The organism is Methanococcus voltae, from assembly GCF_017875395.1.
Lineage (GTDB): Archaea > AGJL01 > Methanococci > Methanococcales > Methanococcaceae > Methanococcus > Methanococcus voltae_C.
Map to the genome: position 1 here is coordinate 1 of NZ_JAGGMO010000002.1, position 25,087 is coordinate 25,087.

Annotated in this window: 20 protein-coding genes and 1 CRISPR repeat array; of the genes, 12 read left to right on the forward strand and 8 right to left on the reverse strand. The window is 28.0% G+C overall.

The annotated features are described in order from the left end of the window. The first annotated feature begins 230 nt into the window (after nucleotides 1–230). Nucleotides 231–1,094 (forward strand): precorrin-6A reductase, encoded by an 864-nt coding sequence (gene cobK / locus J2127_RS02395; protein WP_209731861.1) that lies wholly within the window; start codon nucleotides 231–233, stop codon nucleotides 1,092–1,094. A gap of 43 nt (nucleotides 1,095–1,137) precedes the next feature. Here the strand turns inward: cobK and J2127_RS02400 are convergent, their stop codons facing one another. The 6 genes from J2127_RS02400 to J2127_RS02425 form a co-directional block, all read right to left on the reverse strand. After that, nucleotides 1,138–1,911, reverse strand: a complete 774-nt coding sequence (locus J2127_RS02400) for an ABC transporter ATP-binding protein (protein ID WP_209731862.1) — start codon at nucleotides 1,909–1,911, stop codon at nucleotides 1,138–1,140. 168 nt (nucleotides 1,912–2,079) lie between these two features. Next, on the reverse strand, nucleotides 2,080–3,144 hold the full coding sequence (locus tag J2127_RS02405; RefSeq protein WP_209731863.1) for a FecCD family ABC transporter permease: 1,065 nt from the start codon (nucleotides 3,142–3,144) through the stop codon (nucleotides 2,080–2,082). 167 nt (nucleotides 3,145–3,311) lie between these two features. Then, nucleotides 3,312–4,370: an ABC transporter substrate-binding protein gene (locus J2127_RS02410; RefSeq protein WP_209731864.1), complete on the reverse strand. Its 1,059-nt coding sequence runs from the start codon at nucleotides 4,368–4,370 to the stop codon at nucleotides 3,312–3,314. Nucleotides 4,371–4,574: 204 nt separating this feature from the next. Continuing rightward, the gene (locus J2127_RS02415) at nucleotides 4,575–4,736 is read right to left on the reverse strand and encodes a hypothetical protein (RefSeq protein WP_209731865.1); all 162 of its coding nucleotides are present in this window, start codon (nucleotides 4,734–4,736) and stop codon (nucleotides 4,575–4,577) included. A 545-nt stretch (nucleotides 4,737–5,281) separates the two neighbouring features. Beyond that, a CRISPR array of direct repeats spans nucleotides 5,282–5,837; the repeat unit is 37 nt; unit sequence GTCGCAGTGGCAATTCCATTAAAACAAGGATTGAAAC. 660 nt (nucleotides 5,838–6,497) lie between these two features. Further along, on the reverse strand, nucleotides 6,498–6,830 hold the full coding sequence (locus J2127_RS02420) for a hypothetical protein (protein ID WP_209731866.1): 333 nt from the start codon (nucleotides 6,828–6,830) through the stop codon (nucleotides 6,498–6,500). A 109-nt stretch (nucleotides 6,831–6,939) separates the two neighbouring features. Then, on the reverse strand, nucleotides 6,940–7,278 hold the full coding sequence (locus J2127_RS02425; RefSeq protein WP_209731867.1) for a hypothetical protein: 339 nt from the start codon (nucleotides 7,276–7,278) through the stop codon (nucleotides 6,940–6,942). 284 nt (nucleotides 7,279–7,562) lie between these two features. Here J2127_RS02425 and J2127_RS02430 point away from each other — a divergent pair, with 284 nt between their 5' ends. From J2127_RS02430 to J2127_RS02465, 8 genes are all read left to right on the forward strand, one after another. Next, nucleotides 7,563–7,820, forward strand: a complete 258-nt coding sequence (locus J2127_RS02430) for a hypothetical protein (protein WP_209731868.1) — start codon at nucleotides 7,563–7,565, stop codon at nucleotides 7,818–7,820. Between the two features lie 413 nt (nucleotides 7,821–8,233). Further along, nucleotides 8,234–9,076: a hypothetical protein gene (locus J2127_RS02435; RefSeq protein WP_209731869.1), complete on the forward strand. Its 843-nt coding sequence runs from the start codon at nucleotides 8,234–8,236 to the stop codon at nucleotides 9,074–9,076. 134 nt (nucleotides 9,077–9,210) lie between these two features. After that, on the forward strand, nucleotides 9,211–9,603 hold the full coding sequence (locus J2127_RS02440) for a hypothetical protein (RefSeq protein ID WP_209731870.1): 393 nt from the start codon (nucleotides 9,211–9,213) through the stop codon (nucleotides 9,601–9,603). Then, nucleotides 9,593–9,829 (forward strand): hypothetical protein, encoded by a 237-nt coding sequence (locus J2127_RS02445; protein ID WP_209591766.1) that lies wholly within the window; start codon nucleotides 9,593–9,595, stop codon nucleotides 9,827–9,829. Before J2127_RS02440 ends, J2127_RS02445 begins: the two co-directional genes overlap by 11 nt. A 118-nt stretch (nucleotides 9,830–9,947) precedes the next feature. Next, nucleotides 9,948–11,516, forward strand: coding sequence for a phage tail protein (locus J2127_RS02450; protein WP_209731871.1), 1,569 nt, complete (start codon nucleotides 9,948–9,950; stop codon nucleotides 11,514–11,516). Then, the gene (locus J2127_RS02455; RefSeq protein ID WP_209731872.1) at nucleotides 11,513–12,346 is read left to right on the forward strand and encodes a phage distal tail protein; all 834 of its coding nucleotides are present in this window, start codon (nucleotides 11,513–11,515) and stop codon (nucleotides 12,344–12,346) included. The genes J2127_RS02450 and J2127_RS02455 overlap by 4 nt, the downstream gene beginning before the upstream one ends. A gap of 197 nt (nucleotides 12,347–12,543) precedes the next feature. Beyond that, complete coding sequence (locus J2127_RS02460) at nucleotides 12,544–13,575, forward strand: hypothetical protein (RefSeq protein WP_209731873.1); 1,032 nt, start codon at nucleotides 12,544–12,546, stop codon at nucleotides 13,573–13,575. Nucleotides 13,576–13,637: 62 nt separating this feature from the next. Continuing rightward, entirely contained in the window at nucleotides 13,638–16,574 is a 2,937-nt protein-coding gene (locus tag J2127_RS02465) for a Gp37-like protein (RefSeq protein WP_209731874.1), read from the forward strand. A 28-nt stretch (nucleotides 16,575–16,602) separates the two neighbouring features. Here J2127_RS02465 and J2127_RS02470 read toward each other — a convergent pair whose 3' ends face one another. Further along, entirely contained in the window at nucleotides 16,603–16,842 is a 240-nt protein-coding gene (locus J2127_RS02470; RefSeq protein WP_209731875.1) for a hypothetical protein, read from the reverse strand. Between the two features lie 893 nt (nucleotides 16,843–17,735). Between J2127_RS02470 and J2127_RS02475 the strand changes: the two genes are divergently transcribed. The 3 genes from J2127_RS02475 (at nucleotide 17,736) to J2127_RS02485 (ending at nucleotide 24,768) form a co-directional block, all read left to right on the forward strand. Continuing rightward, complete coding sequence (locus J2127_RS02475) at nucleotides 17,736–19,781, forward strand: site-specific DNA-methyltransferase (protein ID WP_209731876.1); 2,046 nt, start codon at nucleotides 17,736–17,738, stop codon at nucleotides 19,779–19,781. Next, nucleotides 19,781–22,753: a DEAD/DEAH box helicase family protein gene (locus J2127_RS02480; protein WP_209731877.1), complete on the forward strand. Its 2,973-nt coding sequence runs from the start codon at nucleotides 19,781–19,783 to the stop codon at nucleotides 22,751–22,753. The genes J2127_RS02475 and J2127_RS02480 overlap by 1 nt, the downstream gene beginning before the upstream one ends. 125 nt (nucleotides 22,754–22,878) lie before the next feature. Next, nucleotides 22,879–24,768, forward strand: coding sequence for a hypothetical protein (locus J2127_RS02485; RefSeq protein ID WP_209731878.1), 1,890 nt, complete (start codon nucleotides 22,879–22,881; stop codon nucleotides 24,766–24,768). A 15-nt stretch (nucleotides 24,769–24,783) separates the two neighbouring features. Here J2127_RS02485 and J2127_RS02490 read toward each other — a convergent pair whose 3' ends face one another. Beyond that, the gene (locus tag J2127_RS02490; RefSeq protein ID WP_209731879.1) at nucleotides 24,784–25,062 is read right to left on the reverse strand and encodes a hypothetical protein; all 279 of its coding nucleotides are present in this window, start codon (nucleotides 25,060–25,062) and stop codon (nucleotides 24,784–24,786) included. Between the last annotated feature and the right edge of the window lie 25 nt (nucleotides 25,063–25,087).

Below are 25,087 nucleotides of genomic sequence, written 5' to 3' on the forward strand. Positions count from 1 at the left end.
AAAATAAAAATATTTTACTCTCTGCCGACCGCCCAAAGGCAGTTGGGCATAGAAATTTTAAAAGAAAAATTGGAACTTTTAAAAATGCAAAAAAAAGGGCTTATGCAGAAGCTTTTAACGGGTCAAACCCGTGTTAAATATTAAAAAGCAAATCGATAGATTTGCCTTTACGCCGTCCGCCCAAAGGCAGTTGGGCAGAAGCAGTTGGGCAATAAAATACAGGCGATTTTATGAAAAAAGGTTTAAAGTTTAATATATGGGTTCGGGGTGGCACAAGCGATGCTACAAAGATTGTGCAGGATTTAAAAGATAATTTAAAGAAAAATAATATATTAAAAATAATTGTGACTACTGCAACCGATTTTGGGGGAGAAATTGCAAAAATAAACGCCGATAAAGTAATTTCCAAACCTATGCCTTATGAAGAACTTAAAAAAAAGTTAACAGAGGAAGAAATAAATTATTTTATAGATGCTACACATCCTTATGCGGTTAAAGCTAGTAATACCAGTTTAAAAGTTTGTAAAGAATTAAATATTGAATATTTAAGGTACGAAAGACCCGGGAGTGCTTTAGAAGATTATGAAGATGATAATATAATTTTTGCAGAAGATTATGAAGATGCAATCCTTAAAGCTTTTGAAATTAATAAAAAAGAGTCTAATATCTTCTTTATGGCAGGCATAAAAAATCTAAAAAGCGTAGTTGAACTTTCTGAAAATAAAGGATATGATAAACATAAAATAATAGCTAGAATGTTACCCGTTTCAGTTGGTGAAGCGTTAAAACTTTTACCACCTAAAAATATAGTTGCTATGCAGGGTGTATTTTCAAAAGAATTGAACAAACATTTAATTTTGGATTATAACTGTGATGTAGTTATAACCAAAGATAGCGGAAAATCTGGCGGATTTTATGAAAAAATGGAAGCTACAAAAGAGGCAGATGCTACGTTAATAGTTGTAAAAAGACCAGTTTCTAAAGATGTTAAAGATTCTAAAGAAAATACTAATTTAAATCAGGATTACGGGTTAAAATTTGATAAAATAGAAGATTTAGTAAATTATTTTTTAAATATTACTATTAAGCTTTAAATAATTAATTTTTTTAATTATTGACTTTTTAATTTTTAATTTTTTAATTTTTTGTAATTATAATATAGGGATTATCAAAGATATTCACAATTTCGGCATTTACTCCGTAAATTTCTTTTATGGATGATTTAGAGATTATTTCGTTTGGTTTACCGGCATATTTTATTTCACCATCTTTTAACATAATCACATTGTCAGAATATTCTACCGCTAGATTTAAATCATGTATTGCTACGATAACGCCCATATTTTTTTCAGTAGATATTTTTTTAATAGTTGATAAAACTTCCACCTGGTGTTTTATATCTAAATTACTCGTTGGCTCATCCAGAATTAATAATTCCGGCTCTTGTGCCAAAGCTCTTGCAATGAGTACTTTTTGACGTTCTCCCCCCGAAAGTTCATTGAATTTGGACATTGCCATTTTATTGTCAATACCCAATAGCTCCAACACCTCTGAAACAACCTTTAAATCATTTTCTTTAGGTGACCATTTTAAATGAGGTTTTCTGCCTAAAAGTACCACATCAAAGACTTTTGAAGGTGAAAAGCAATTCATATTTTGCGAAACGTATGCAACTCGCTTTGAAAATACTTTTGAAGGAATATCATGTATATTTTGGTCATCTAAAAATATTGAAGATTTTTCAGGTAAATTATGGATTTTACAAATACATTTTAGCAAAGTACTTTTTCCTGCACCATTACTGCCAATTAAAGATGTGATACCCGTACAATTTATTTTTAAAGATATATCTTTTAAAATTGGCTTTGATTTGTTATATCCATAAGATACATTATTAAGTGAAATCTCCATAATATCCCTTTGAAATTTAATTAAACATATATAATTCTTTATTTTTATTTTTTATTTTTTATTACTTTTTTACTTTTTTACTTTTTTACTTTTATTTTATTTTAGTTTATTTTAGTTTATTTTATTTAGCTATTTAATTATTTATCAAATTTAGTTTTTAGCCATTAATTACCAATATTCTTCCGAATTTTTTATCATTAGTATTATAAATAGTGGTACACCCACGAATGATAATACAATACCCACAGGTATGATAACCGGTGAAAATATGGTTCTGCCAAATGTATCTGCCAAAAGTAACAATAAAGCACCAATTACGCATGAAAACGGTAAAACTTTTCTATAGTCTCCACCGATTAAATACCTTGTGATATGGGGCGCTACAAGACAAACAAATCCAATAATTCCGGTAAAACACACTATGGCCGAAGTTAAGAAAGTAGATATTAAAAATACTATTTTTCGAGTATTTTTTGTATTGATACCCATGGTTTTAGCCGTATCGTCACCTAGTATGGAAATAGATGTTATATCCCATGATTTCTTTAATAAAATCGGCGTACATATTGCAAATACTATTGCTATGAACTGTATGTCGCCCCAAGCGATATTTGAAAGAGAACCAAACGTCCAATGCACCATTACCGCCAATTGTTGTTCATCTGCTGAAAAATGAAGCGTAGAGGTTAAAGCACTAAAAAAATAATTTAATGCGATACCCGAAAGGATTATAGAACTTACAGTCATTTGCTTTAAACTTGCAAGCTTAAAAACGACGGCTGCACAAGCTAAAGCGGCAATAAATGCAAATAAAACTATTATGTAGCCCCCTGCAAGATGAGATATTCCGAAATATATGGATAATGAAGCTCCAAAAGCTGCAGCTGCAGATATACCTATTGTAAAAGGGCTTACAAGGGGGTTTCTAGTAATTCCCTGCATTGAAGAACCCGCAATTGCAAAACCTGCCCCTGCAATCACGCCTAAAATTATCCTCGGAAGTCTTAAATTCCATATCATTGAATTTGCAAATTCATCTACATTTGCTAAGGGCATAAATTTACTTAATATCGAATAGAAAACAGTTATTGGTGAAATATCCGCCGAACCTACGGTTGCAGAGTACAATACGGTTAAAAAAAGTAAAAGTAAGCCTGCAATAAATATTGCAGACTCTTTTTTGTTATTTTCTTTGTAGTGCTCTAAAATACTATCATTTTCTGGAATTTTCATATTTTCCCTTACTTGTTAAAATTAATTTAATAAGTATAGTAATACTAATTATATATAATTATTACATTTAAATTAGTAATTTAGGGCATTATCATTCTTATATATCATATATTTTATTCTTATTTTTATTCTTATTTTTATTCTTATTTTTATTCTTATTTTTATTCTTATTCTAATGCAGGGTAAATGTAATATCCTTGGTAATCAATATCAAGATAGTTTTCGAGATAGTCTGAATAGAATCCATTTGGATTTGTATCATTGAACATTTCTGGATATAATATCTTTGAAATGTACACTGGACCGATTTTTTTCTTAGAACCTGCACATACTTGTTGGCTTAATACATAAACTCTGCCGTTTTTAACTGCATTAGTTTGCTGAAGTTCTGGTCTGTTCATTACTTCGTCCCAAACTCTTTTTAATTCACTTTCGTCAGTGTAGTTATGTCCACCACCGACATTTTTAATAATTACGTCAGGATTTCTTTTTGCTACTTCTTCAGGATCAGCTTCAAACGAAGGAGCTTCTACGTCAGGGAATAAGTAGTTACCACCGGAACTTTCGATCATTCCAGGCATTCCACAACCATATCCTGCGCCACCGTATGATAAATAAGTAGGAATTCCTTCCATATATACAACGGGTCTGTCTTCTTTATTTATTTTATCGGTTCTCTCTTTTATGAGGGTCCATTTATCTTTAAAGAAATTTATGTAATCATTTGTTACGCTATCCTCGACAGCTAAAATTTTGCCGAGTGTTCTGATTTCGTCTTCCCAAACTTCCATTCTGTAGAGGTCTAAACCTAAAACCTTTATATTAAATGGTTCAACGGTTTTTCCCATCTCGTCTGGCAAAGGAGGCATGCTTGTAAATGTAATTACCACATCAGGTTGTAATTCTGCGATTTTTTCGTAATTAGGCTCTTTAATCTTACCTATTACGGTTCTATTTTGTAAACTTGCAGGATATCTGCCAATTTCAGAATATTTAATAACTCTTTCGGTTACGCCCACAATACTGTCAGCTTTACCGAGTGCGTATATTTCTTCTGTAGGGTTGATGTTCTCAATAACAACCCTCGTTACAGGTTTGTCAAAGGATACAGTCCTATTTGAAGAATCTACAACTATTATTTTGTTATTTGCACTATTTTGGGAATCAACATTATTAGGAGGAGTTGCATTATTTTGCCCGTCGGCATGTGTAACACAACCGGACATTGCGACTACTAAAGCTAGAAATACAGATAATAGTATTACTAATCTTTTACTTATTTTATTATTCTTAAAAATATTTTCACCTTCGATAATACTTTTATAAATTATGTAATACTATGTCATATAAATATTTAATTATTAACATACGACAAAAAATAAAAAGATAATTTTGGAAAAGAATAAAAAAATAGTAAAAAAAATTTAAAATTACGTACTGTTGAAGGTATTATTTAAAGTATTGTTCAATAATTCAGGGAAATTATTTAATATGAACAAAAACAATGCAACTAAAATTATTAAAACGATTATCGCCATAATTCCAAAAACGCTCATATCTCCTTTCTTACCTTTTATAAATTTTAAAGACATGATAACCCCCTCATAATTACTATGTCGCTTATTGAAGTATAATTGTATAATGATATATTTATTAATTGAAATATATAATCTTTATTAATTTTTTTAATATATGCGATGAGGATATTGTTTATTTTCAAAATAAAAGTTGAAATTACCTGGGTAATACTTAGTATGATTTTTACGTGACCTTTGTAATAACGCATTTCAAAATCCAAAATTATTAAGCTCATTTTGAGCTCCTTTTTTTAGGGTTGAAAAATTTATAGGTTAATGTTAGCTTTATCTAACCCATATAACTACTAATATAGTTGGTTCATTTTCTATCGTTTGATTATTGGTTATTAGTTACTTTTTAAACGTTAAAAGAGTTACTTTTTACTTATTCAACTAACCCCAAATTATATTTTTAAAATACAAATGGTAACTTTTATATAGGGTTCAAAACAAACTATATATTGTCAGATTGAATAAATTTTGTGATACGGTTAACTAGAGCTTTATTTTATCATTAAGTCTTATTTTGTACTTATTGCCGAGTAATAATTTAGTTTGGTGTCGCAGTGGCAATTCCATTAAAACAAGGATTGAAACCCCGTAGGTCCTATCCAGTAGGGTCTTGGTTGGGGAGTCGCAGTGGCAATTCCATTAAAACAAGGATTGAAACTATATTGAGTATCCCCCACAGTAGTTGTAGATGTAATGTCGCAGTGGCAATTCCATTAAAACAAGGATTGAAACTATTAAAATCAAATCTCATATTTGAAATGGGGGTAGGTCGCAGTGGCAATTCCATTAAAACAAGGATTGAAACAATTTGCAGTTATGTGGTATCCTTTTGCTAAGTTTTGGTCGCAGTGGCAATTCCATTAAAACAAGGATTGAAACTCCTCGCTCCATCCTTGTACTAATACTGTTGCTATTGTCGCAGTGGCAATTCCATTAAAACAAGGATTGAAACGCAGCTGCTACACTTGTTGCCCATCAATTCCTACAGGCTGTCGCAGTGGCAATTCCATTAAAACAAGGATTGAAACAACAGTGAGGATTTGGCTTATTCCAGAATGTTAATTGAGTCGCAGTGGCAATTCCATTAAAACAAGGATTGAAAGCCCAACTGCCTTTAAATAAATCTTTCAGATTTATAGCTCGCCAACTACGTTGTCGATGGGCGGACGGCTTCATGTCAAATCGGAGATTTGATATTTTTATTTTCTTATTAAATTCCCATCAAAGGATTTTTACGAGTAAAACGAGTAAAAAGGGTTTGGTATAATCCATTAAAACAAGGATTGAAACTTATATATTGCCATATTATAGCCTCGATAGTTAATTTTAGACTCGTGTCGCAGTGGCAATTCCATTAAAACAAGGATTGAAACTTTATTGCGTTGCTATCGTACGTTTTAAGCATTGAATTATGTCGCAGTGGCAATTCCATTAAAACAAGGATTGAAAGCCCAACTGCCTTTAAATAAATCTTTCAGATTTATAGCTCGCCAACTACGTTGTCGATGGACGGACGGCTTCATGTCAAATCGGAGATTTGATATTTTTATTTTCTTATTAAATTCCCATCAAAGGATTTTTACGAGTAAAACGAGTAAAAAGGGTTTGGTTGAAAGCCCAACTGCCTTTAAATAAATCTTTCAGATTTATAGCTCGCCAACTACGTTGTCGATGGACGGACGGCTTCATGTCAAATCGGAGATTTGATATTTTTATTACATTTCAAGTCCATCATCTTAAAAAACTAAAAATCAAAAATAATAATTAACAAAATTTTTCAAATTTAAATGGAATTTCAGAACTTAAACATAATACATAAAATGTCATAAGTTGGATTAAATACGTATATTCAACTTCATTTATTACTTTTAAAGAAAAGCAACTTTCATATAATTGATTCAATACTTTTTTATAGTTTAACTCTTCATTAGTTGTGGATTCGCCGATTAACTCATCTAAAGAATCTATTAATTCTTTTTTACGGTTTTTAGAAATAACTTCATTTGGATATTCTACAAATGGAAGTAATTTATCAAATATCATATCGTTTAATTTATTTTCTTTCTCTTTTTCTTCTTTTTCTTCTGGAAATATCATTGTAAAACACCTGATTTAATATTCATTTATATTTTAATTTTATTAACCAATTAAAAAATCAAACAAGAACTTAATAAATGGAATTAATGTAAGATTGAGCCCAAAATAGCTAAATACTATTTTTAAACCCATCTCCAACAGGTTCATAAATAGAATTTTCTTTATTTTTTGGTTCTTCGTATTCTGTTGATACTTTCGTATCATTGTTAACAAGAGGCGTAACCGTTTTGACTCGTTTGTAATTATCCAATTTACATTTTTTAATGTTATAATTGAATATTTTTTCAAAATCTGGAAAATAATAGTTATGGAATACTGCTAAAATACACAGATAAACCCCCAATGTTATTAAACAAGCTTTATACTGTTGAAAACCTATTAAAGAAATTTCTAATAGGAATAAAGCTATTAGATACTGTTTAAAGTTTTTATCTAAATTTATGGTCAAAATAACACCTTTTTAAAATTTTACAATTTTTTTATCCTTATTTTTACGATTACAGTATAAATTTAATTTCTAATTTAATTTTAATTTTAATTTTAATTTTTAATTCTTACCACCAGCGATATAGAATCGCAATTTGATATATTTTGTTTTATAATGTGTTGAGCAGTTAGACTTTATAAAGTCCGGGATTGAATTCAAAAATTAGACTTTATAAAGTCCCATTGTGCTTTTAATTTAGCAACATAGTTGCTGATGTAAATAGCTACACTACTAAAGGTGAAATAATGGGACTATTTAGCAAAAAAGACGATAGCGAACAATTAATGCACACTCAAAGAGATTTAGTAAGATTCATTGCAAGAGATGAAGTAGAATCTCTTAAAAAAGATATAGAATTAGAATCTGTGAAAAAAGACATTAAATACTTAGAAAGAGAACTTTTAGAGTTCAGAATGAACAAAATAGCAAAAGAAACTGTCGAAAAAGATAATTTCTATGAAGAAATTTCAGAACTTAAAAGAAAAGCACCTAAAACAATGTAAAATGTAATGTAAATAAGTTTTTAGTTGTTTAGCACTTTTTTAAGTTTAAAATCAATTATGAGCTAAAATATTGTTAGTTTACATGATTTAATACTCTTAATTACCAATTTGAATAATATCATAAATTTGTAAATAATAAGTCTACAAAATTTACTATTTATTTTAAAATAATCCATAACTAATAGGTAAATAACCTCTGAATGTCTTAACGTATGTAATTTCAATAAATTAGATATTACATACTTTAATTTTATTATTTAACTTTAAATTAATGTTAATTATTAAATTAAAAAGTTAATAATATATAAATTACAAAATTAGCCATGTAAATCAAATAATTACATAAAAATTATAAAATAGAATTAAAAATACCAAATAATGATAAATAGGCATAATTACAAAAGGTGAGTAAAATGGGATATGCACAACCACCAGGATTAGACATTAATCAGTTAAACAATTACAAATTAATGGGTAAAGGATTTTTAACAATTAATGATAAGGTTAAATCTGAAAGAATAGCTTATGTAGAAGTAGATTTATCTATGAAACAAAGTGTAATATCTACTGAAACTAACGAAGGTATTTTAAAGTCCGTAAGTGAAAATATAGATGCAGAAGGTAGTATAACTACAATTAAAGGTACTCACAGGTGTTTTATGGCACTTAACGGTGTAGTGCCACATACTAGTACTGACCAAGATGTGGTATCATACTCAGCTACAGGAGTGGCTAAAACATACTCTACATTTGGAGAAACTATTTCTGAACTGTCTGGAAAACAGTTAACAAGCCCTTCGATATTAAGGTTAGAACTTATTGGTTCTCAACCAATAACCCCTGATAAAATATTAATTAAAGGTTTAGACTACTTTGGAAACCCCGTTGAAGAAGAATTGCACTATGAAGCCATAGAAATAGTTAAGGGTATCACTTTATTCTCAAAAATAACGGAAATAACATTCCCTGCTACTTTGAAAAATGTAACTGCGTCAATAAAGACACTTCCGAGTGTTAGATATGGGAAAATGACTAAAGTACCTAAATTTTCATTACAATTGGCATTATTTGATACATCAAATAATTACGAATATTTGCAATCAGTTCAAATTAACAACATTATGATACTTGAAAAGCCTAATTTCAAAGCTAGCGGTAAGGAAGAAGCACTCCAAGAGCAAATTAAGTTTATTATTGGAAATGCAAACCATGACATTGTGTTGATTGAAAAATTACCTCCATTATTAGAGGAATAATTTAAATAATCGCATAATTGGTAATGTAAATTAAGCTAAAATAACTGAAAATTAATATTTTAAAAGTAATATTTTAAAATTTAATCATTTAATATTAAATATATTCATAAAATAACTGAAAATTATGGGATAAAATGGTTACAGTAGAAGAATATTTAAAAAATAGTTCAAAGGAAGTAAAATTACCTTCGGGAGTAGTTTTTAGAATTAAAACGATTAGCACAATTGATGTAATTGAAGCTTTTGAAGACCCCGTAATATTTGCAAAAATGTTCAATGAATCTGAAAATGCAAAAAGTGGAAAAAATAAAGATAAAGATAAAGATAAAGATGTCGGAATGACTAATGCTGAAAAAGGTAGTCTTTTATTTTCTAAAATCCCCCAATTGGTAGAAAATAACATTGTAGAGCCTGCAGGTATCAAATGGCACCAATTAACCGGTGAAGACAAAGAATTTTTGGCAAATGAGATTGTTTTAAAGCAATTGAATGTTCCAGACGGTATCAGTAACTTTCGTGCGGAATAACAGTAGAAATATAGATTATATAGCAAAACGTTATGGGGTTCTTCCTTCTGATATTCTCGGTATTTCAAGGAATTCTACATTGTGTTATTCAATTAATTATGCAGTATTAGTTAATTCCTTAAACGAAGAATATTCTGAAAAAAGTAAATCTAAAGGTAGTAGTGTTCAAAAGATTTCCAACGATGAACTTATTCAATATCAGAAAGAAATTTCAAATTACTTTTAATCCATTTAGATTAATTATTATTCTATTATAAATTAAATTATGTTTAATTTATTGAGAATCCCCATAATTTTCTTAAATTATCGATTTAAGAAATAAATATAACCTACGGGTGAATACTATGATGTCAATCATACGTGCAATTATGTCATTTTTCTCAAGTAAAAAAATGAAAGGTGCAATCGAATCTACGGGAGAAAGCTTAGTTAAAATTGGAAAGAAAACAGGCGATTCTTTTGAAAAAGCTGGACAAAAAATAGTTTCCAATAAAGACAAGATTAAAGAACTTGGCGAAAAAACAGCGGAAGTAGGTTCGCATATGGAGACTATTGGTAAAGGTGTCAACAGTGCGGAAAATCTAATTGGTGGTTCCAATAATAGTACACAATCTCAGGGTTCAAATCAAAGCTCAGGTCAGGGTTCAAATTCTTCTAACTCTTCAGGAATAGGTGGCATATTTGAAGCTATTGGGGCTAATATGGGTGATATTTCAAATATACTTATTGCAATTACATCAGTCATAGACTTATGCACCATATTACAACCAGTTTTAGCAGGGATTTTTACCACAATTGCAGGGGTCTCAATACAAGCTTGGTTACCTCCATTATTGGCAATTGCTGCAGTAGTTGGTACAATAACTATCGCAATAAGTGCTTTTAAAAAAGCATGGGAAGAAAATTATGGCGGAATTCAAGAAAAAGTTGAAAAACTTAAAGAAAGCTTTGGGGGAATAGCAGAAAGAATATCTGGAGTTATCAATAGAGTTATGGAGTATATAACTTCATTATATGATCAAATAATAAATTCTACTGTAGTACAAGATACTATTATAACGGTTATTGATTGCCTCCAAACGGGTGCGGACAATTTTACTGAACTTTTCGATTTCATATGTGAAAAAGTGGATTCCATGGATTTTTCATGGATAGATTCATTAATTAGTCAAGTTTCAAACTTTTTAGCAAATGTATTGACTGGAATACCACCTCTGCTACAATGGCTATGTGAAAATAGTAAAATATGGCTTGAAAAAATTAAAGAAGTCATAAATTGGCTTTTCAAAGCGTGGGAAGAAGACTTTGGCGGTATTAGAACTACTATCACAAACTTGGCTAAATCCTTAGCATGGTTTGTAACTCAAGCATTTAAAGCATTTGAATGGGTATTCAAAGGTGTAACATGGCTTTATAATAATTGGGATACAATATGGGCAAATATGCTGAAATCCATCGAGCCGATGGTAGATAATCTGATAAACTTTGCAAAATTCGTCATAAATTTATGGATTAATGTTTCTTCAAGTATAAAAGATGCTTGGAATGGTATTGTAGAGTTTGTTGAATCCAGCTTAAATAATATCGTAAATATGGCAAATTCTTTAATACGATGTATCAATGCAGCAGCACTTCCTGGAGTAGAACCTATAAAATTGTTAGAAGAAGTTGATTTTTCCGCGTATCAAATAGAATTATCGGGTGCAGATGAACTTAAAAATGCAATAGCCGAGATAGAAAAGCTTAAAACTGAATTTTTCAAGCCTGCACACGAAGGTGAAGACAAAGATAAGGATAAAGAAAAAAATAATATAAATCTTACGATTAATAATCCTCAAATAAAATCATTATCTGAAATGCTTGAACAGGTGGAAGAATACACCGCAGCTTTAAACTCAGGTGATTTATTATGATGAAAATAAAAGTCAAAACAGATAACCATGAGTTGTTAATGGGTGAAAAAGATTTTGAAGTAATATTTTTAGGATTACCGGGTACTTCAGAAATTAAATCAAAGATTCATACTTTAAAATCTCCATTTATTGATGGAGAAATTTACGTAGATAACCAATTAAAACCTTTAAAATTTAAATTGAAAGGTATTATCACAAGTAATATCAAAGAAAACATTAATTTACTTAGAAAAGTATTCAATCCAAAGAAAAAAGGAACTTTAACCTACATTGAAGATAATGTAGAAAAATCAATCGAATTTATAGCAAATACAGTTCCAAAGTTTGAATACTCGACTTACGATTATCAAAAGTTTTTAGTTGAAATCTACTGCCCAGCTCCAATATTAAAGTCAAAACTAATTAAAAAAGAAGTAACTTCCTCAACGGGTTTGTTTAAATTCCCATTTTCTACAACTAAAGCAGGTATACCAATGGGAACCCGTTTAAGTACCACAATCATTGAAAATAACGGAGATTTAGATGTTGATTACATTCTTGTAATTTCAGGACCGATGACTGCACCGATTGAGATTAAAAACAATACAACGAATGAAATCATAAAATTAAGAAAATCGTTAACGGTTCATGAAAAACTAATAATAGATACAAAAAATAAAAATATTGAGCTTTTAACTGAAACATCAAAAGTAAGAGCTTTTAACTATTTAAATCCAGATTCAAGACTTTTTAAACTTCGAGTGGGTGGAAACGAAATAGAATATACGACTGCAAATGAAGCAGAAGTTGGTAATCTAGCTATTTCGTATAAGGAGAACTATATTTGGTAGTTGATTAAAAGTGAGAAAGATTTTGTTTTAAAATAAATATCTTTTATTTTTTTACAAAATAATATTTTGATAAAACACTCGACTTATTTAAAATTATTAAATCTTTATTATAATTCATTTATTCATTAATTCGTTATTTAACGACTAATTAACAATTTAACAATTAAATTTATAAAATATTTCATTTAGGTGATAAAATGGAATTTTCAATGCCGTTTGACAGCGTAGGTGCTGACGAAAGGCTTTATAGTGCGGAAGATTTTGCAGATTTTTTTAAAATGTTTGTCTCTAATGGAGTAAGTGGTCTTTACGATAATTTAAAAGTTTCTGCCAATGGTCAAAATATGAAAACTTCAGTTGGTGTAGGAACTGCAATGATTAACGGTAAGTATTATAAAAACACTGAACCGATTGAATTTTCACACATGGCTTTATCTCCCGGGCAAAATAGAATCGATAGAATAGTTTTAAGACTCGATAACTCTGAATCGAATAGAAACATTAAATTAATGCTCTTAACAGGTGCAACTTCTGACAATCCTCAACCACCTATATTGACGAGAGATGAAAATGTTTACGAACTCTCAATTGCACAGGTTAAAGTTACTGGCGGTAGGAATTACTTAACCCTGGAAGATATAATTGATGAAAGAGCAAACATAGACGTTTGTGGAGTTATACGCTCTTCAAATCAAGAAGAAACTGTTGAAAATTGGTTTATTGACCTACATTCTAAACTTGCATATTTACTTAATACCTATGATAATTTTGTTGCAAACGCATCTAAAATAATATCAAAAACTTCTGGTGTAATAAATACTACTTACGATGAAAAGATATATTTTTTTATACCTGATTATGCCAGTGCAGTAGAAATAAGAATATTCGGTAGAAAACCAAGTTCCACTATTACAGAACATAATCATGGCGAACACCTACATAGTCATTATCGTTCAAATGCCAGTAAAGGTTGTGGTGGTTATATGGTATATACTAATAAGACACGAGTAGGTTCTGGAGTAACTACTCAAATACCTGCATTTCCAAATGGTTTAAACTTAAAAATAAATAATAATGCTGTAATTGGACCTTTTGGGGATGGGACAAGCGAAATGGATACTGGATGGATAACAATCACTAATAATGTTAACAAAAATAGTTCAAATTATTTAGAATTATTGGCTACAACGGCAGGTTGTGTAGCGGACATAGAAATAAGATATGTTTAAATTAATTAACTATTTTTTATTTTTTATGATAATTTAAATTAAATTTTAATTAAGGTGTTAAAATGGTATATGATACTGGAAATTCAAATAATGAAACATCTGATAATTCATTTCCTACAACTAATTTATTATCCTATTATAAATTTGATGAGACTTCAGGTACCATTGCTAAAGATGAAACTGGTTTAGATAATGGTACTTATATAAATACAACGTTTGTAGGAGGTATAAAAAATGGTGCAGTTAAAACAAGTTCTTCAGGGGGGTATGTAAAGACTACTCCAAAAGATATAAATCGATATTTTACGATTTCTTTATGGTATAATCATAACGACCCTAATAAATATAGACAAATATATGGTGAAAAAACGTGGTGGAGTACGTCTTCTACAGATACATGGCGAAATAGAGTTTGTGTTTCGGTTCGTGATAATAATAAAGTACAATTTAAAATTAGAACAAAATGTATTTATAATGATTATGGGGATGTTTGGTATATTACAAACAATATAATCTCGGAGGGTTGGAATCATATTGTTTGTGTTAGGGATAATGAAATACTAAAAATTTATGTAAATGGTGTTGAACAAAATACAACGAGAGGGATTCATAAAGAATATAATCAAGAAAATTATGATTTGAGAGAACAACGAGATAATATGGCGGGTTTTGGTATTTCATGGGGTTCACATTATTCCATACAATATTATGATGCAATAATCGATGAAGCCGCCATATGGAATTGTGCTTTAACTTCAAGTCAGATAACTGATTTATACAATAGCATATGCCCAGATAAAGAACCACCCCTAATTACTTTCGATACAACTCTGATATCAATAAATCAAGACCAAGAGTTTAAAATTAGTGCAAATATTACCGATGCTTCAGGAATTAAAGAAGCTAAACTTAAAGTTACTAATCTAGATAATAATGGTATAACTGAATACATAATGGGTTATAATCCATCAACTACTCAGTATGAGGTTAGTTTATCATTACCTGCGAATATAAACAATTATAGTTGTAAGATATTTGCAGAAGATTTTTATGAAAATATCTCTGAATCAAGTTTAAAACAAATAACCATTAAAGATACTGAAGAACCCATAATAACAGTAAATCCCGATACTATATTAAATGTTGAACCATTAAATCCTATTTCAATAAGTGCGACAATCACAGATAACATACAAGTTTTAGAAGCAAAAATATATTTAGATGGTACTTATTATGATAATTATTCAAGTAAATTGGGAAATATTTATAATTTCAATTTAAATGGTTTAGAACCTGGAACTTATTCAGTTTTAATTAAAGCCAAAGATAGTTCAAATAACCTTGGAACGAGTGTTCCAATAACTTTAGTTGTAAGTGATAAAGAACCGCCAATAATTACAGATTTTATAGTGGATTCAAAGTTAGATTTAACCTATAATGGTATGGATTACAATATTCCAATATCTGCAAGAGTAATTGATAGATATTCAGGCGTTAAAGATGTAAAATTACTTATTAATAATAAAGAAGTAACTTCACTTTCCGGTTCAGAATTATATTCTACAGTATTAACATTAAAAAATAAAGGTATTTATTCATTAAAACTTAAAGCTACAGATTTACAAGATAATATAAGTTATTCTAATGAAATAGTTGTAAATATAGTGGAATTGTTTAACGTTAGTACATTAAAAGAAAAATATACAACTGAAAACAGTATTAGACTACCAAGTACTGTTAAAAGTTATTTTGGTATCAAATCAGTCAAAGCTTTTGTAAATAATAAATATTATAAAGATTTGGAATACATAAGTAACGAAACGTACCAATTTGAATTAGAAATGGATAAATATCAAGATTATGAAGCTTATATTCAAATTGAAGACGTTAATGGAAACTTGGGCTTTTCTAAGCCTTTTGTAGTTCGCCGTACAATACCCGCTAAAGATTATAGAATCCCAATAATTAAAGTATTAAATGGTGATTTTGAAGTTGAGGAAATCCTTGAACCGATTTCTATCATCTGGGATAGGAGTTTCTATGAAGCAGGGACTTTTGAACTTCGTTTACCATTAAATAATAAAGCTTTGTCTTTAAAAATGGGCAAATATATTTTAATGAATGATAAAATTGGTAGAATTACTTCAATAAATGATAAAGAAACTTTCTGCGACATTAAAGGAGAAACAGGTTTAGCAATCTTTAAAGATAGGATAATTGTTCCATTATCGGGACAGACCCACGATTCTATAAATTCAAGTGCTGAAACAGTTTTAAAACATTATGTTACGAACTGTTTAAGAGGTTCTGGAGTTTATGAAAAATTATCTGTATCTTTTAATAATTCAAGAGGTAAAACAATTGAATACCAAGCAAGATATGAAAATCTTTATGATACTTTGGTTAAAATTGCTCAATTATCGGGTTTAGGTCAACGAGTTTATTATAATGATAATAAACTATACTATGATATTGTAGAAAGTAAAGATAGAACTTATAATCAAGATATTAACCAAATTGTTGAATTTTCAAATCGTTTTGCAAACATTACTGATGTAGAATATCAGGAAGAGCTTGCAGAATCTAAAAACTTCATATATATCGGTGGAAGCGGTGAAGGTCTTAATAGAATTATAAAGACCTATGAAACTATAGGTGAAGAATTAAAAGAAGTCTTTTTAGATGCTAAAGACTTAAAAGAAGAAGAGTTACTTAATCGAGGAATTCAAAAGCTTCAAGAATATCGAGAAAAAATAGTTTTAAAAGGTAAAGTTTTAAATCAACCATTTGAATATGGTTCAGATTGGGATTTAGGCGATGTAGTATCGGTTTATTATGATAAAAGAGATTTATTATTTAACTTAAAAATTGTAAAAGTTCGAGAGGTCTTTGAAATAGATAAGACCTGCATCGAAGTAACTTTTGGAGATGAACCTATTAATATTTTTAGATTAATTAAAGGTAAGTTCTCCGAGTTAGATGCTGTAAAGCATATTTAATTATTTATTATTTACTTTTTTTATTATTTTATTTACGTTCAACTTTAATATTTCTATGTACGTCAATATAACCATCATGCGTAGTACTTAATTTATTAAATATATCAAGTAATATGTGGGATTCGCAACTCGAGCTGGTAAGTTTTAATACTTTGATACCAATTGCTATTTCCAATGTATCTTTACTTTTATTCATATGAAGTCCTATTATATCCCCATAATCCATATATTGATTATTATTTTCGTCATACGATATTATTCTAGGCATATATTCCCCCTCATCTTTAGTTTTATCCTACGATAATATAATAATTAGAATTAAAACTATATATACCCCCTGTACGTACAACGTATTATTTGATAAAATATCCTCATGTGGGGGGCCAAGCCATGCCCCTAAGTCCCGTACACTAAATTACGGGACTAAGATATATCGAGGGACTTCGATATATTAACGATATGGGGTGAAATGTTTTTAATCCCGTGTAGTGTGAGTAAACTTTGCAAGTCCTTACTAAGCTATGCCTTTTATAGCCCTAACAGAGAGCAGTTTACTTAGTGTCTTTTTGAGATTTTCTTTAAAAACTCTTTAAATTAAAAAATAAGTTCAATAAGCCCGTAGATAGATTTTAAAAAAATAAGCGTATAACGTACTTAAATAAAGCTATAAAACTATAAAATAACTACTTTTTTATAAATGATAACTTAAATAAAACAGATTTTAAAACTAAGCTTAAATAAAACTTCAATAAAAGAATACGCGGAGACCGCGATTTGAACGCGGGTTGAGCAGAGCTCAACGGGATTAGCAGTCCGGAAAGTTGACAGGAAACTTTTTTTCATTATTAAAGAATTTATAAAACTTTTTTGTAAAAAATGAATTATTATATCGATAATCCATAGAGTTAAGGCACTTTTTAGGCTACGGGATTAAAATAGTTGATTATATGTAGTCCTTTGCGTTGTGTGTAAACTTTTTTTAAAAAATAATATTTTTTTAATCCCGTGTACTTTCCTAATTAATATATTTATCCTACTTTTAAAATTTAATTAGATAACAATTTTATAATATAATATACAACAATAATATTATAATTCAAAGCTAAATTAATGTATTTTATACAATAAAATATAATATATGGGATGCTAAAGATTAAAAAGGTGGTTAAAATAACTGAATCATTTAAACCTAAAAAGTTAGAGCTAATAACTGACGATTTTAAAAAAATAAATATGAAAAAATTAGGTGATTTATTTCCAGAAATTTTAACAGAAATAGAAAGAGATGGAGAAATAATTAAAACAATTAACGTAGATAAATTAAAAGAATTAGTGGGCGATTGTGCATCTAATGATATAGAACAATATGAATTAATTTGGGCCGGCAAGCAAAAAGCTAAAAATATGGTGAACGAACAAATCACTAAAACTTTAAGACCTTGTATAGATGATTCTGTTGATTTTGAAAATTCTGAAAATTTATATATTGAGGGCGACAATTTAGACGTTTTAAAAGTACTTTTAAATTCTTATGCGAGTTCAATTAAAATGATTTATATTGACCCACCATACAATACGGGTAAAGATTTTATTTATAAAGATAATTTTAAAATGAGTAATAAAGAATATGAATCTACTGCAGGCATAATTGATGAAGAAGGAAACAAATTAGTAACTAATCAAAAAACAAACGGTTATTATCATAGTAAATGGTTAAATATGATGTATCCACGTTTAGACCTTGCAAGAAAATTATTAAGAGATGACGGTGTTATTTTTATTTCTATTGATGATAACGAAGTTGATAATTTAAAGAAAATTTGTGATGAAATTTTTGGAGAAGAGAATTTTGTTGGAAAAATTAGTCGTAAACAAAGTAGTGGTTCTAAAAACGATACTGGAACAGATCGATTAATTAAAAATGTTGATAAATTAATAATCTATTCAAAAGGGGACTTTGAATTTTATCCGGTATTGGAAAAAAATAATAAAAAATATACGCTGTATGATAACGAAGGATATTATTCATTAAGGGCTTTAGAAATGCAAGGTGGTGACGATAGTCTAGATTTAAGGCCAAATATGGGGTATTCAATATATCATAATCAAGAAAATAACGACTTAATTATTAAATTTGATTATTCACTAACTGATGAAAAAATATATCAAAAACCAGATCAAGAATTGGTATCTAAAGGCTATGCGATATATAGACCTAGAACAAGAGGTTCTAAAGCAGGTATTTGGAGATGGGGTAGTGAGAAGTTTGTTAATGAATTTAATAATGGAAATATATTATTTAAGGAAAATAGGGTCTTTCAAAAAGAACGAAAGAAAGAATTTATAGAAAAATTCCCTGATTCTTTATGTTTAGAGTTTATTAATACACTAGGGACATCTGAATTAAAAAATCTATTCGATAATAAAAAAATATTTGATTTTCCAAAACCATCTTCATTTATTAAAAAATATATAATACATTCATGCAATAAAAACGACATAATTTTAGACTTTTTCTCAGGTTCGGCAACGACAGCACACGCTGTAATGCAATTAAATTCAGAAGATAACGGAAATAGAAAATTTATAATGGTTCAACTACCGGAAGAAACAGATCCTAAAAAAGAAGCTTATAAAGCAGGTTATAAAAATATTTGCGAAATCGGTAAAGAGAGAATAAGAAGAGCGGGAAACAAAATAAAAGAAGAATTAAAAGAAAAGAATTCTCAAACGAAAGATGGAAAGACAATTAATATTTCAGAATTAGACTTTGGATTTAAAGTTTTTAAATTGGATTCATCTAATATGAAAGATTTATATTACCCATTAAACGAAGTAACTCAAACTAAACTAATGGATTATTCCGATTTATTGAAAGAAGATAGAACAGAAGAAGATTTATTATATCAATTAATGTTGGATAGAGGTATTCCAATATCTGCAAAAGTACAAATTAATATAATCAATGGTAAAAAAGTATTTAATATTGATAACGGCTATTTAATAGCTTGTTTTGATAACAGTGTTGATTTAGAACTAATTGAAGCCATATACAACGAACTACCCAAAACAAAAGGCAAACCAAAATTCGTATTTAGGGAATCTTCATTTATTGATGATTCAGATATGATTAATGTTATGGAATATCTAAAAACAAAAATATATAAAAAGACTAACGAATTGGATACAAATGTAAGGGTGATTTAATGAAGCACTTGCATTTTAAAAAACAAAAGTTTCAAGAAGATGCCGTTAATTCTGTTTGTGACGTTTTTATGGGGCAGATACCTCAAGATAAATGGTCTGAAAAAAATAGTAATATCACCTTATCAAATGATGATTTATTAAATAATATTACAAAAATTCAAAAAGATAACAATTTAGAATTATCTAAAACTATTGATAAAGATGATATTAATTTAACTATTGAAATGGAAACAGGAACTGGAAAAACTTATACTTATATAAATACGATTTATGAATTAAACAAGAGATACGATTGGTCAAAATTTATAATCGTTGTACCGAGTATAGCAATTAGAGAAGGTGTTTTAAAATCTTTTGAAGATATGGAAGAACACTTTAAATCAATTTATGGTAAAAAAATTAATTACTTCATATATAACTCAAAAAATCCCAGTAAAGTACGAAATTTTACAAAAAATAACGATTTAACAGTAATGATAATCAATAATCAAGCTTTTAATACAAAGGGATATAACAAAATTCACCACAGAACAGAACAAGGTGAAGCATTAATTGAGAGTATAGGTAAAATTCGACCGATTGTTATACTAGATGAACCCCAAAGTATTGAAGGCAATGCAACTAAAGAAAATCTTAAAGAGTTTAACTCATTATTTACACTCCGTTATTCGGCTACACATAGGGAAACATACGATATGGTTTATAAGTTAGATGCGGTAGATGCCTTTGATATGAACTTAGTCAAAAAAATAGAGGTTACCGGAGTTACCATTGAAGGAAGTACTGGAACTCACGGATATTTACGTTTAGACGAGATTATAAAAAGTAACAAAGACCCAGAAGCAAGAATAGAAATAGAAGTAAATACATCTAAAGGGATTAACAAAAAAGTTATTAGAATGAAAACTGGCGAAAATATTTATAATAAATCCCAATTAGAACAATATAAAGGATATATAATTGATAAAATTGATGCAAAAAATGGTTATGTTGAATTTACAAATAATAAAAAAATAGAACTGTATAAATTATACGGTGAGCCAAATATACAACATAAGCGAAGAGCCCAAATCCGTGAAACTATTCGTTCGCACCTTGAAAAAGAAATAACAAACTATAAACACGGTATAAAAACTATTTCATTATTTTTCATTGATAAAGTAGCTAAATATAGACAATATGATGAACAAGGCAATAATTTAGATGGTGAATATGTACAGATGTTTACTGAAGAATATACAAATTTATTAGAGGAATATCTTAAAAAGGAAATAGTTAAGAATAATCCTGATTTACTAAATTATTTAAAAAATATAACGCCAGAAGAAACACATTCGGGATACTTTTCAATCGATAAAAAAAATAAACAATTTAAAGATCCAAAAAAATCCGAACTATATGGAAAAGGTTCTGAAAAATCTTGTAAAGATGTTGACGCTTTTGATTTGATAATGAAAGATAAAAAAAGATTATTAGATTTGAAAAATCCTGTTAGATTTATATTTTCACACTCGACACTTAAGGAAGGTTGGGATAATCCTAATGTATTTCAAATTTGTATATTGAGGGATTCAGATGCTACAATAACTAAAAAGAAGCAGGAAGTCGGTAGAGGGTTAAGACTCTGTGTAAATCAAAACGGGGAACGTATAGATTCAGAAACTGAAAATATTGATTCTTCAGATATAAATGTTTTAACAGTTATTGCAAATGAATCTTATGAATCGTTTGCGGGAGCATTACAAAAAGAGTTCTGTGAAAACTTAAGAAGTAGACCGTTGCAAATAACATTTGAATTCTTAAAAAATAATTTAAAAATAGATGGAAAATCTATCGAAGAAAAATTTGCTAAAAAAATTCATAAAAATCTTGGATTATATGATTATATAAATGATAATGCTGAATTAACTGAAGAATGTAAGGAACTTATAAAAAATAACAAATTAGAATTAATAGAACCACTTCACGAATACAAAGAACCTTTAACATTATTATTACAAAATATAATTAACAAACGAGATAGTGCATTATTTATCCAAAATGGTAATAAACCTAGAAAAAGAGCTAGATTAAACATAAATAACATAAATAACCCTAATTTTAAAAAACTATGGGATTATATAAATATTAAAAGTTATTACACTGTTGATTTCGATAGTGATAAACTTATAAAAAACTCAATTGAGAAAATTGATGAAGAATTAACTATGGATAATATAGTTATAAAAATTGAAAGGAGTAAAATTGAGAAAATTAATGAAGAAATCAACTCTAAAAATGTAAAACACGATAATGAAGTTGTAGAAAGTCAAGCTTCAACTACCTCGAAATATGATTTAATTAATCAAATTGTAAATAAAACTAAATTAAAAAAAGTTACCATTATAAAAATATTAACAAATATTAAAGAAGAACAATTCAATAAATTTAAACAAAATCCTGAAGAATTTATTAGAAATGTATCTAATATAATTAATAAAGAAAAAGGTAGGTTAATTATTAAAAATATAAAATATCATAAGACTAATGATAGGTTCCCATTAGAGATTTTTGAAGATAATGTTCGTATTCAAGATAATTACATTGAAAACCTTAAAAAATATATTTATGACATTTTAAAATATGATTCAAACGTTGAGAAAGATCTTGCAAATGAGTTGGATAACTTTAATAAATTGGAAGTATTTGCAAAATTACCAAAAGGAAAATATACTATAGATACCCCCGTGGATAGTAAATTTAGTCCAGATTGGATAATGGTTTTTGATAATGAAGATTCCGAGATTAAAAACGCGTATTGTGTCTTTGAATCAAAAGGTACTATTGATGATTCACATTTACGAGAAATAGAAAATATTAAGATTGAATGTGCTAAAAAACACTTTGAAGCCATTTCTGGAGATAATATATTATTTAAAGTTGTAAGCGATTTCAATAATATTAACAACCACATTAAGTCTCAAAAAATATAATATAATTATTTATTATTTTTTTAAACTATTTTTTAATATTTAATTTATTACCTAAAAATTTACTTAAAAAGGGTTATATATTTTTAAAAATAAAATTGTTATATTATAAGTTTAAGGTGTTTATTTTGTTTGAAAATTTTATTATCGAATTAAAAGAAAAATATGTAAATATCAAAGAATCATTATATTATAAATTAAGGTATCCTAATGATTTAAATCGTAGGGTAAGGTACAATATAGTATTTATTGTAATAGTTATATCATATATTATATTTTCTTTTAATCACGTTTGGATAAATAATAATTTAAAACAAGCAACTATTTTTTCACTAATATTTAATAATATATTTACAATATTATCCATCTATTTAACAGTATTTGTAATAGCCATTGCATTAAAACCTAAGATAGATACAAATAATATTGGAGTAAGCTATGCAGTTAATTCTTTTCAAAATGGAACTATTGTTTTTACAATATTCTTTTTATTTTTTGTTTCATTAGGATTATACTTTCAAGGCACTAACCATTATTATATTATATTACTCATAACAATAATTTGTGATATACTGTTCGTATTACTTTTTATTGACCTTATAAAACCCATACTAGATATTAATGGTATTTCTTGGATTGCTTTAAACAATTTACTTAATTATTTACCACCTAATAATTTTAAAATAATAAATACTTCGAAAGATTACAAAATAGTGAAAGAACATTTTGATAATATAATATCTACTCCTTTAAAAAGTTATGAATCAAATGCTGAAATGTTTGAAGAAGTAATAGATATATTACCAATTAGCAAAAATTTTAAAGTGAAACTTAAAGAAATTGAAAATTACTTATTAGAACTAGATTTTAAATTAATCGATTGTAAAGTTAGTACGAATATTATTTCAATACATATATCCACATCCCAAATACTTAAGGAGTATCAAAAACAGAATTTAAAGAAAAAATTGCAATCTTGTATTATATATAGTACAGATACAAAAAAATTTAATGAATCAAAATATAATAAATATTTGGATGATTATACTTCGATATTATACAATATTTCCTCCAAATACGAATTTAAACAAGTATACGATATGATAATAGACTTGTTAGAACATATCATCCAAAAAGGAACACCCGATAAAGATTATTCTGACATTTTAAAGATATTTCGAGAATATGTACTGGATTTAAAAATAGATGACCCAGTAATCTCATACTTTATTTCAAACGATAAAGACTTACCAAAATCTAAAAATCCAAAAGTAATTAACGAAATAATCGATTTACGCGATAGTCTATTAAAGGTTAATAAATACCTTTTTTACGGGACGCAATATCGCCCTAATTTAGGTTATTATATTTATTATACTGAAATTAAAACAGTTTTAAATTGCGAAGGTACACCTAAAGAAAAAGAACAGTTGCTTCACAAACTATATGCAAAATATTATTATTTATTAACACAGATTGTTATAAATAATAATACATTATCGGAAATGGATAAAATAAATATATTATATGAAGAATTACACTTAGTAAATTATGATTATGTTTTGACGACACGTTTTGATGAATATGATTTTATATGCAATATTAATAATATACCTTACCATAATAATGTTTTATACCTTAATCTTGCTTATTATATACTTTATAATATGGAAGAATATAATCCCGGATGGATTGAATTAATTTTAAAAATGTACAATGAATATAATATGAATGATAGAAATGGAATGAATATAATCCCAAATTACAGTTTTTTATATCCTTATAGGCCAGTGTTATTTTATATATTATATTGGTATGGATATAAAGATGTTAAAGATATTTTGGAATATTCGGAATTTCAAGAAACTAAAGAAAATAATTTACTCTTAAGGGCTTTAAATGAGTTAACTTATGAGAATGTGGAAATTTATGGGGTCAATGCAGTATATTTTGAAAAATTTAAAAAAGATATTAGTATACTGGCTGAAGAATATTATAAAAATGACAATTTAGTTTAATATAAATATAGTAATTTATGCCCCATAATTTGGTGACCATTTATATCCATATCGTAGCCCTATAATAAACCCTATCCCATTTAAGGTAACGTAACTTCCCACAATACGATTCGTAAAAATGTTAATAATTTTTAACATGGGCGGTAATGAAGATATTTGAAAACCCAAAAATAAAACAAGTAATGTTCCCAAAAAACCTATGTCCTCAACAAAATTATATAAATCATATGCAAAATATCCAACTAACATATCAATTCCAAAAAATATCACTGGCGGCCCATAAATTGAATTCATGTTATCACCATTAAATAAATTATAT

Excerpts from the sequence above, each read along its gene's own strand:
- cobK (WP_209731861.1), top strand. The coding sequence starts at position 231 with ATGAAAAAAGGTTTAAAGTTTAATATATGGGTTCGGGGTGGCACAAGC.
- J2127_RS02400 (WP_209731862.1), bottom strand. The coding sequence starts at position 1,911 with ATGGAGATTTCACTTAATAATGTATCTTATGGATATAACAAATCAAAG.
- J2127_RS02405 (WP_209731863.1), bottom strand. The coding sequence starts at position 3,144 with ATGAAAATTCCAGAAAATGATAGTATTTTAGAGCACTACAAAGAAAAT.
- J2127_RS02410 (WP_209731864.1), bottom strand. The coding sequence starts at position 4,370 with ATGTCCGGTTGTGTTACACATGCCGACGGGCAAAATAATGCAACTCCT.
- J2127_RS02415 (WP_209731865.1), bottom strand. The coding sequence starts at position 4,736 with ATGTCTTTAAAATTTATAAAAGGTAAGAAAGGAGATATGAGCGTTTTT.
- J2127_RS02420 (WP_209731866.1), bottom strand. The coding sequence starts at position 6,830 with ATGATATTTCCAGAAGAAAAAGAAGAAAAAGAGAAAGAAAATAAATTA.
- J2127_RS02430 (WP_209731868.1), top strand. The coding sequence starts at position 7,563 with ATGGGACTATTTAGCAAAAAAGACGATAGCGAACAATTAATGCACACT.
- J2127_RS02435 (WP_209731869.1), top strand. The coding sequence starts at position 8,234 with ATGGGATATGCACAACCACCAGGATTAGACATTAATCAGTTAAACAAT.
- J2127_RS02440 (WP_209731870.1), top strand. The coding sequence starts at position 9,211 with ATGGTTACAGTAGAAGAATATTTAAAAAATAGTTCAAAGGAAGTAAAA.
- J2127_RS02450 (WP_209731871.1), top strand. The coding sequence starts at position 9,948 with ATGATGTCAATCATACGTGCAATTATGTCATTTTTCTCAAGTAAAAAA.
- J2127_RS02455 (WP_209731872.1), top strand. The coding sequence starts at position 11,513 with ATGATGAAAATAAAAGTCAAAACAGATAACCATGAGTTGTTAATGGGT.
- J2127_RS02460 (WP_209731873.1), top strand. The coding sequence starts at position 12,544 with ATGGAATTTTCAATGCCGTTTGACAGCGTAGGTGCTGACGAAAGGCTT.
- J2127_RS02465 (WP_209731874.1), top strand. The coding sequence starts at position 13,638 with ATGGTATATGATACTGGAAATTCAAATAATGAAACATCTGATAATTCA.
- J2127_RS02470 (WP_209731875.1), bottom strand. The coding sequence starts at position 16,842 with ATGCCTAGAATAATATCGTATGACGAAAATAATAATCAATATATGGAT.
- J2127_RS02480 (WP_209731877.1), top strand. The coding sequence starts at position 19,781 with ATGAAGCACTTGCATTTTAAAAAACAAAAGTTTCAAGAAGATGCCGTT.
- J2127_RS02490 (WP_209731879.1), bottom strand. The coding sequence starts at position 25,062 with ATGAATTCAATTTATGGGCCGCCAGTGATATTTTTTGGAATTGATATG.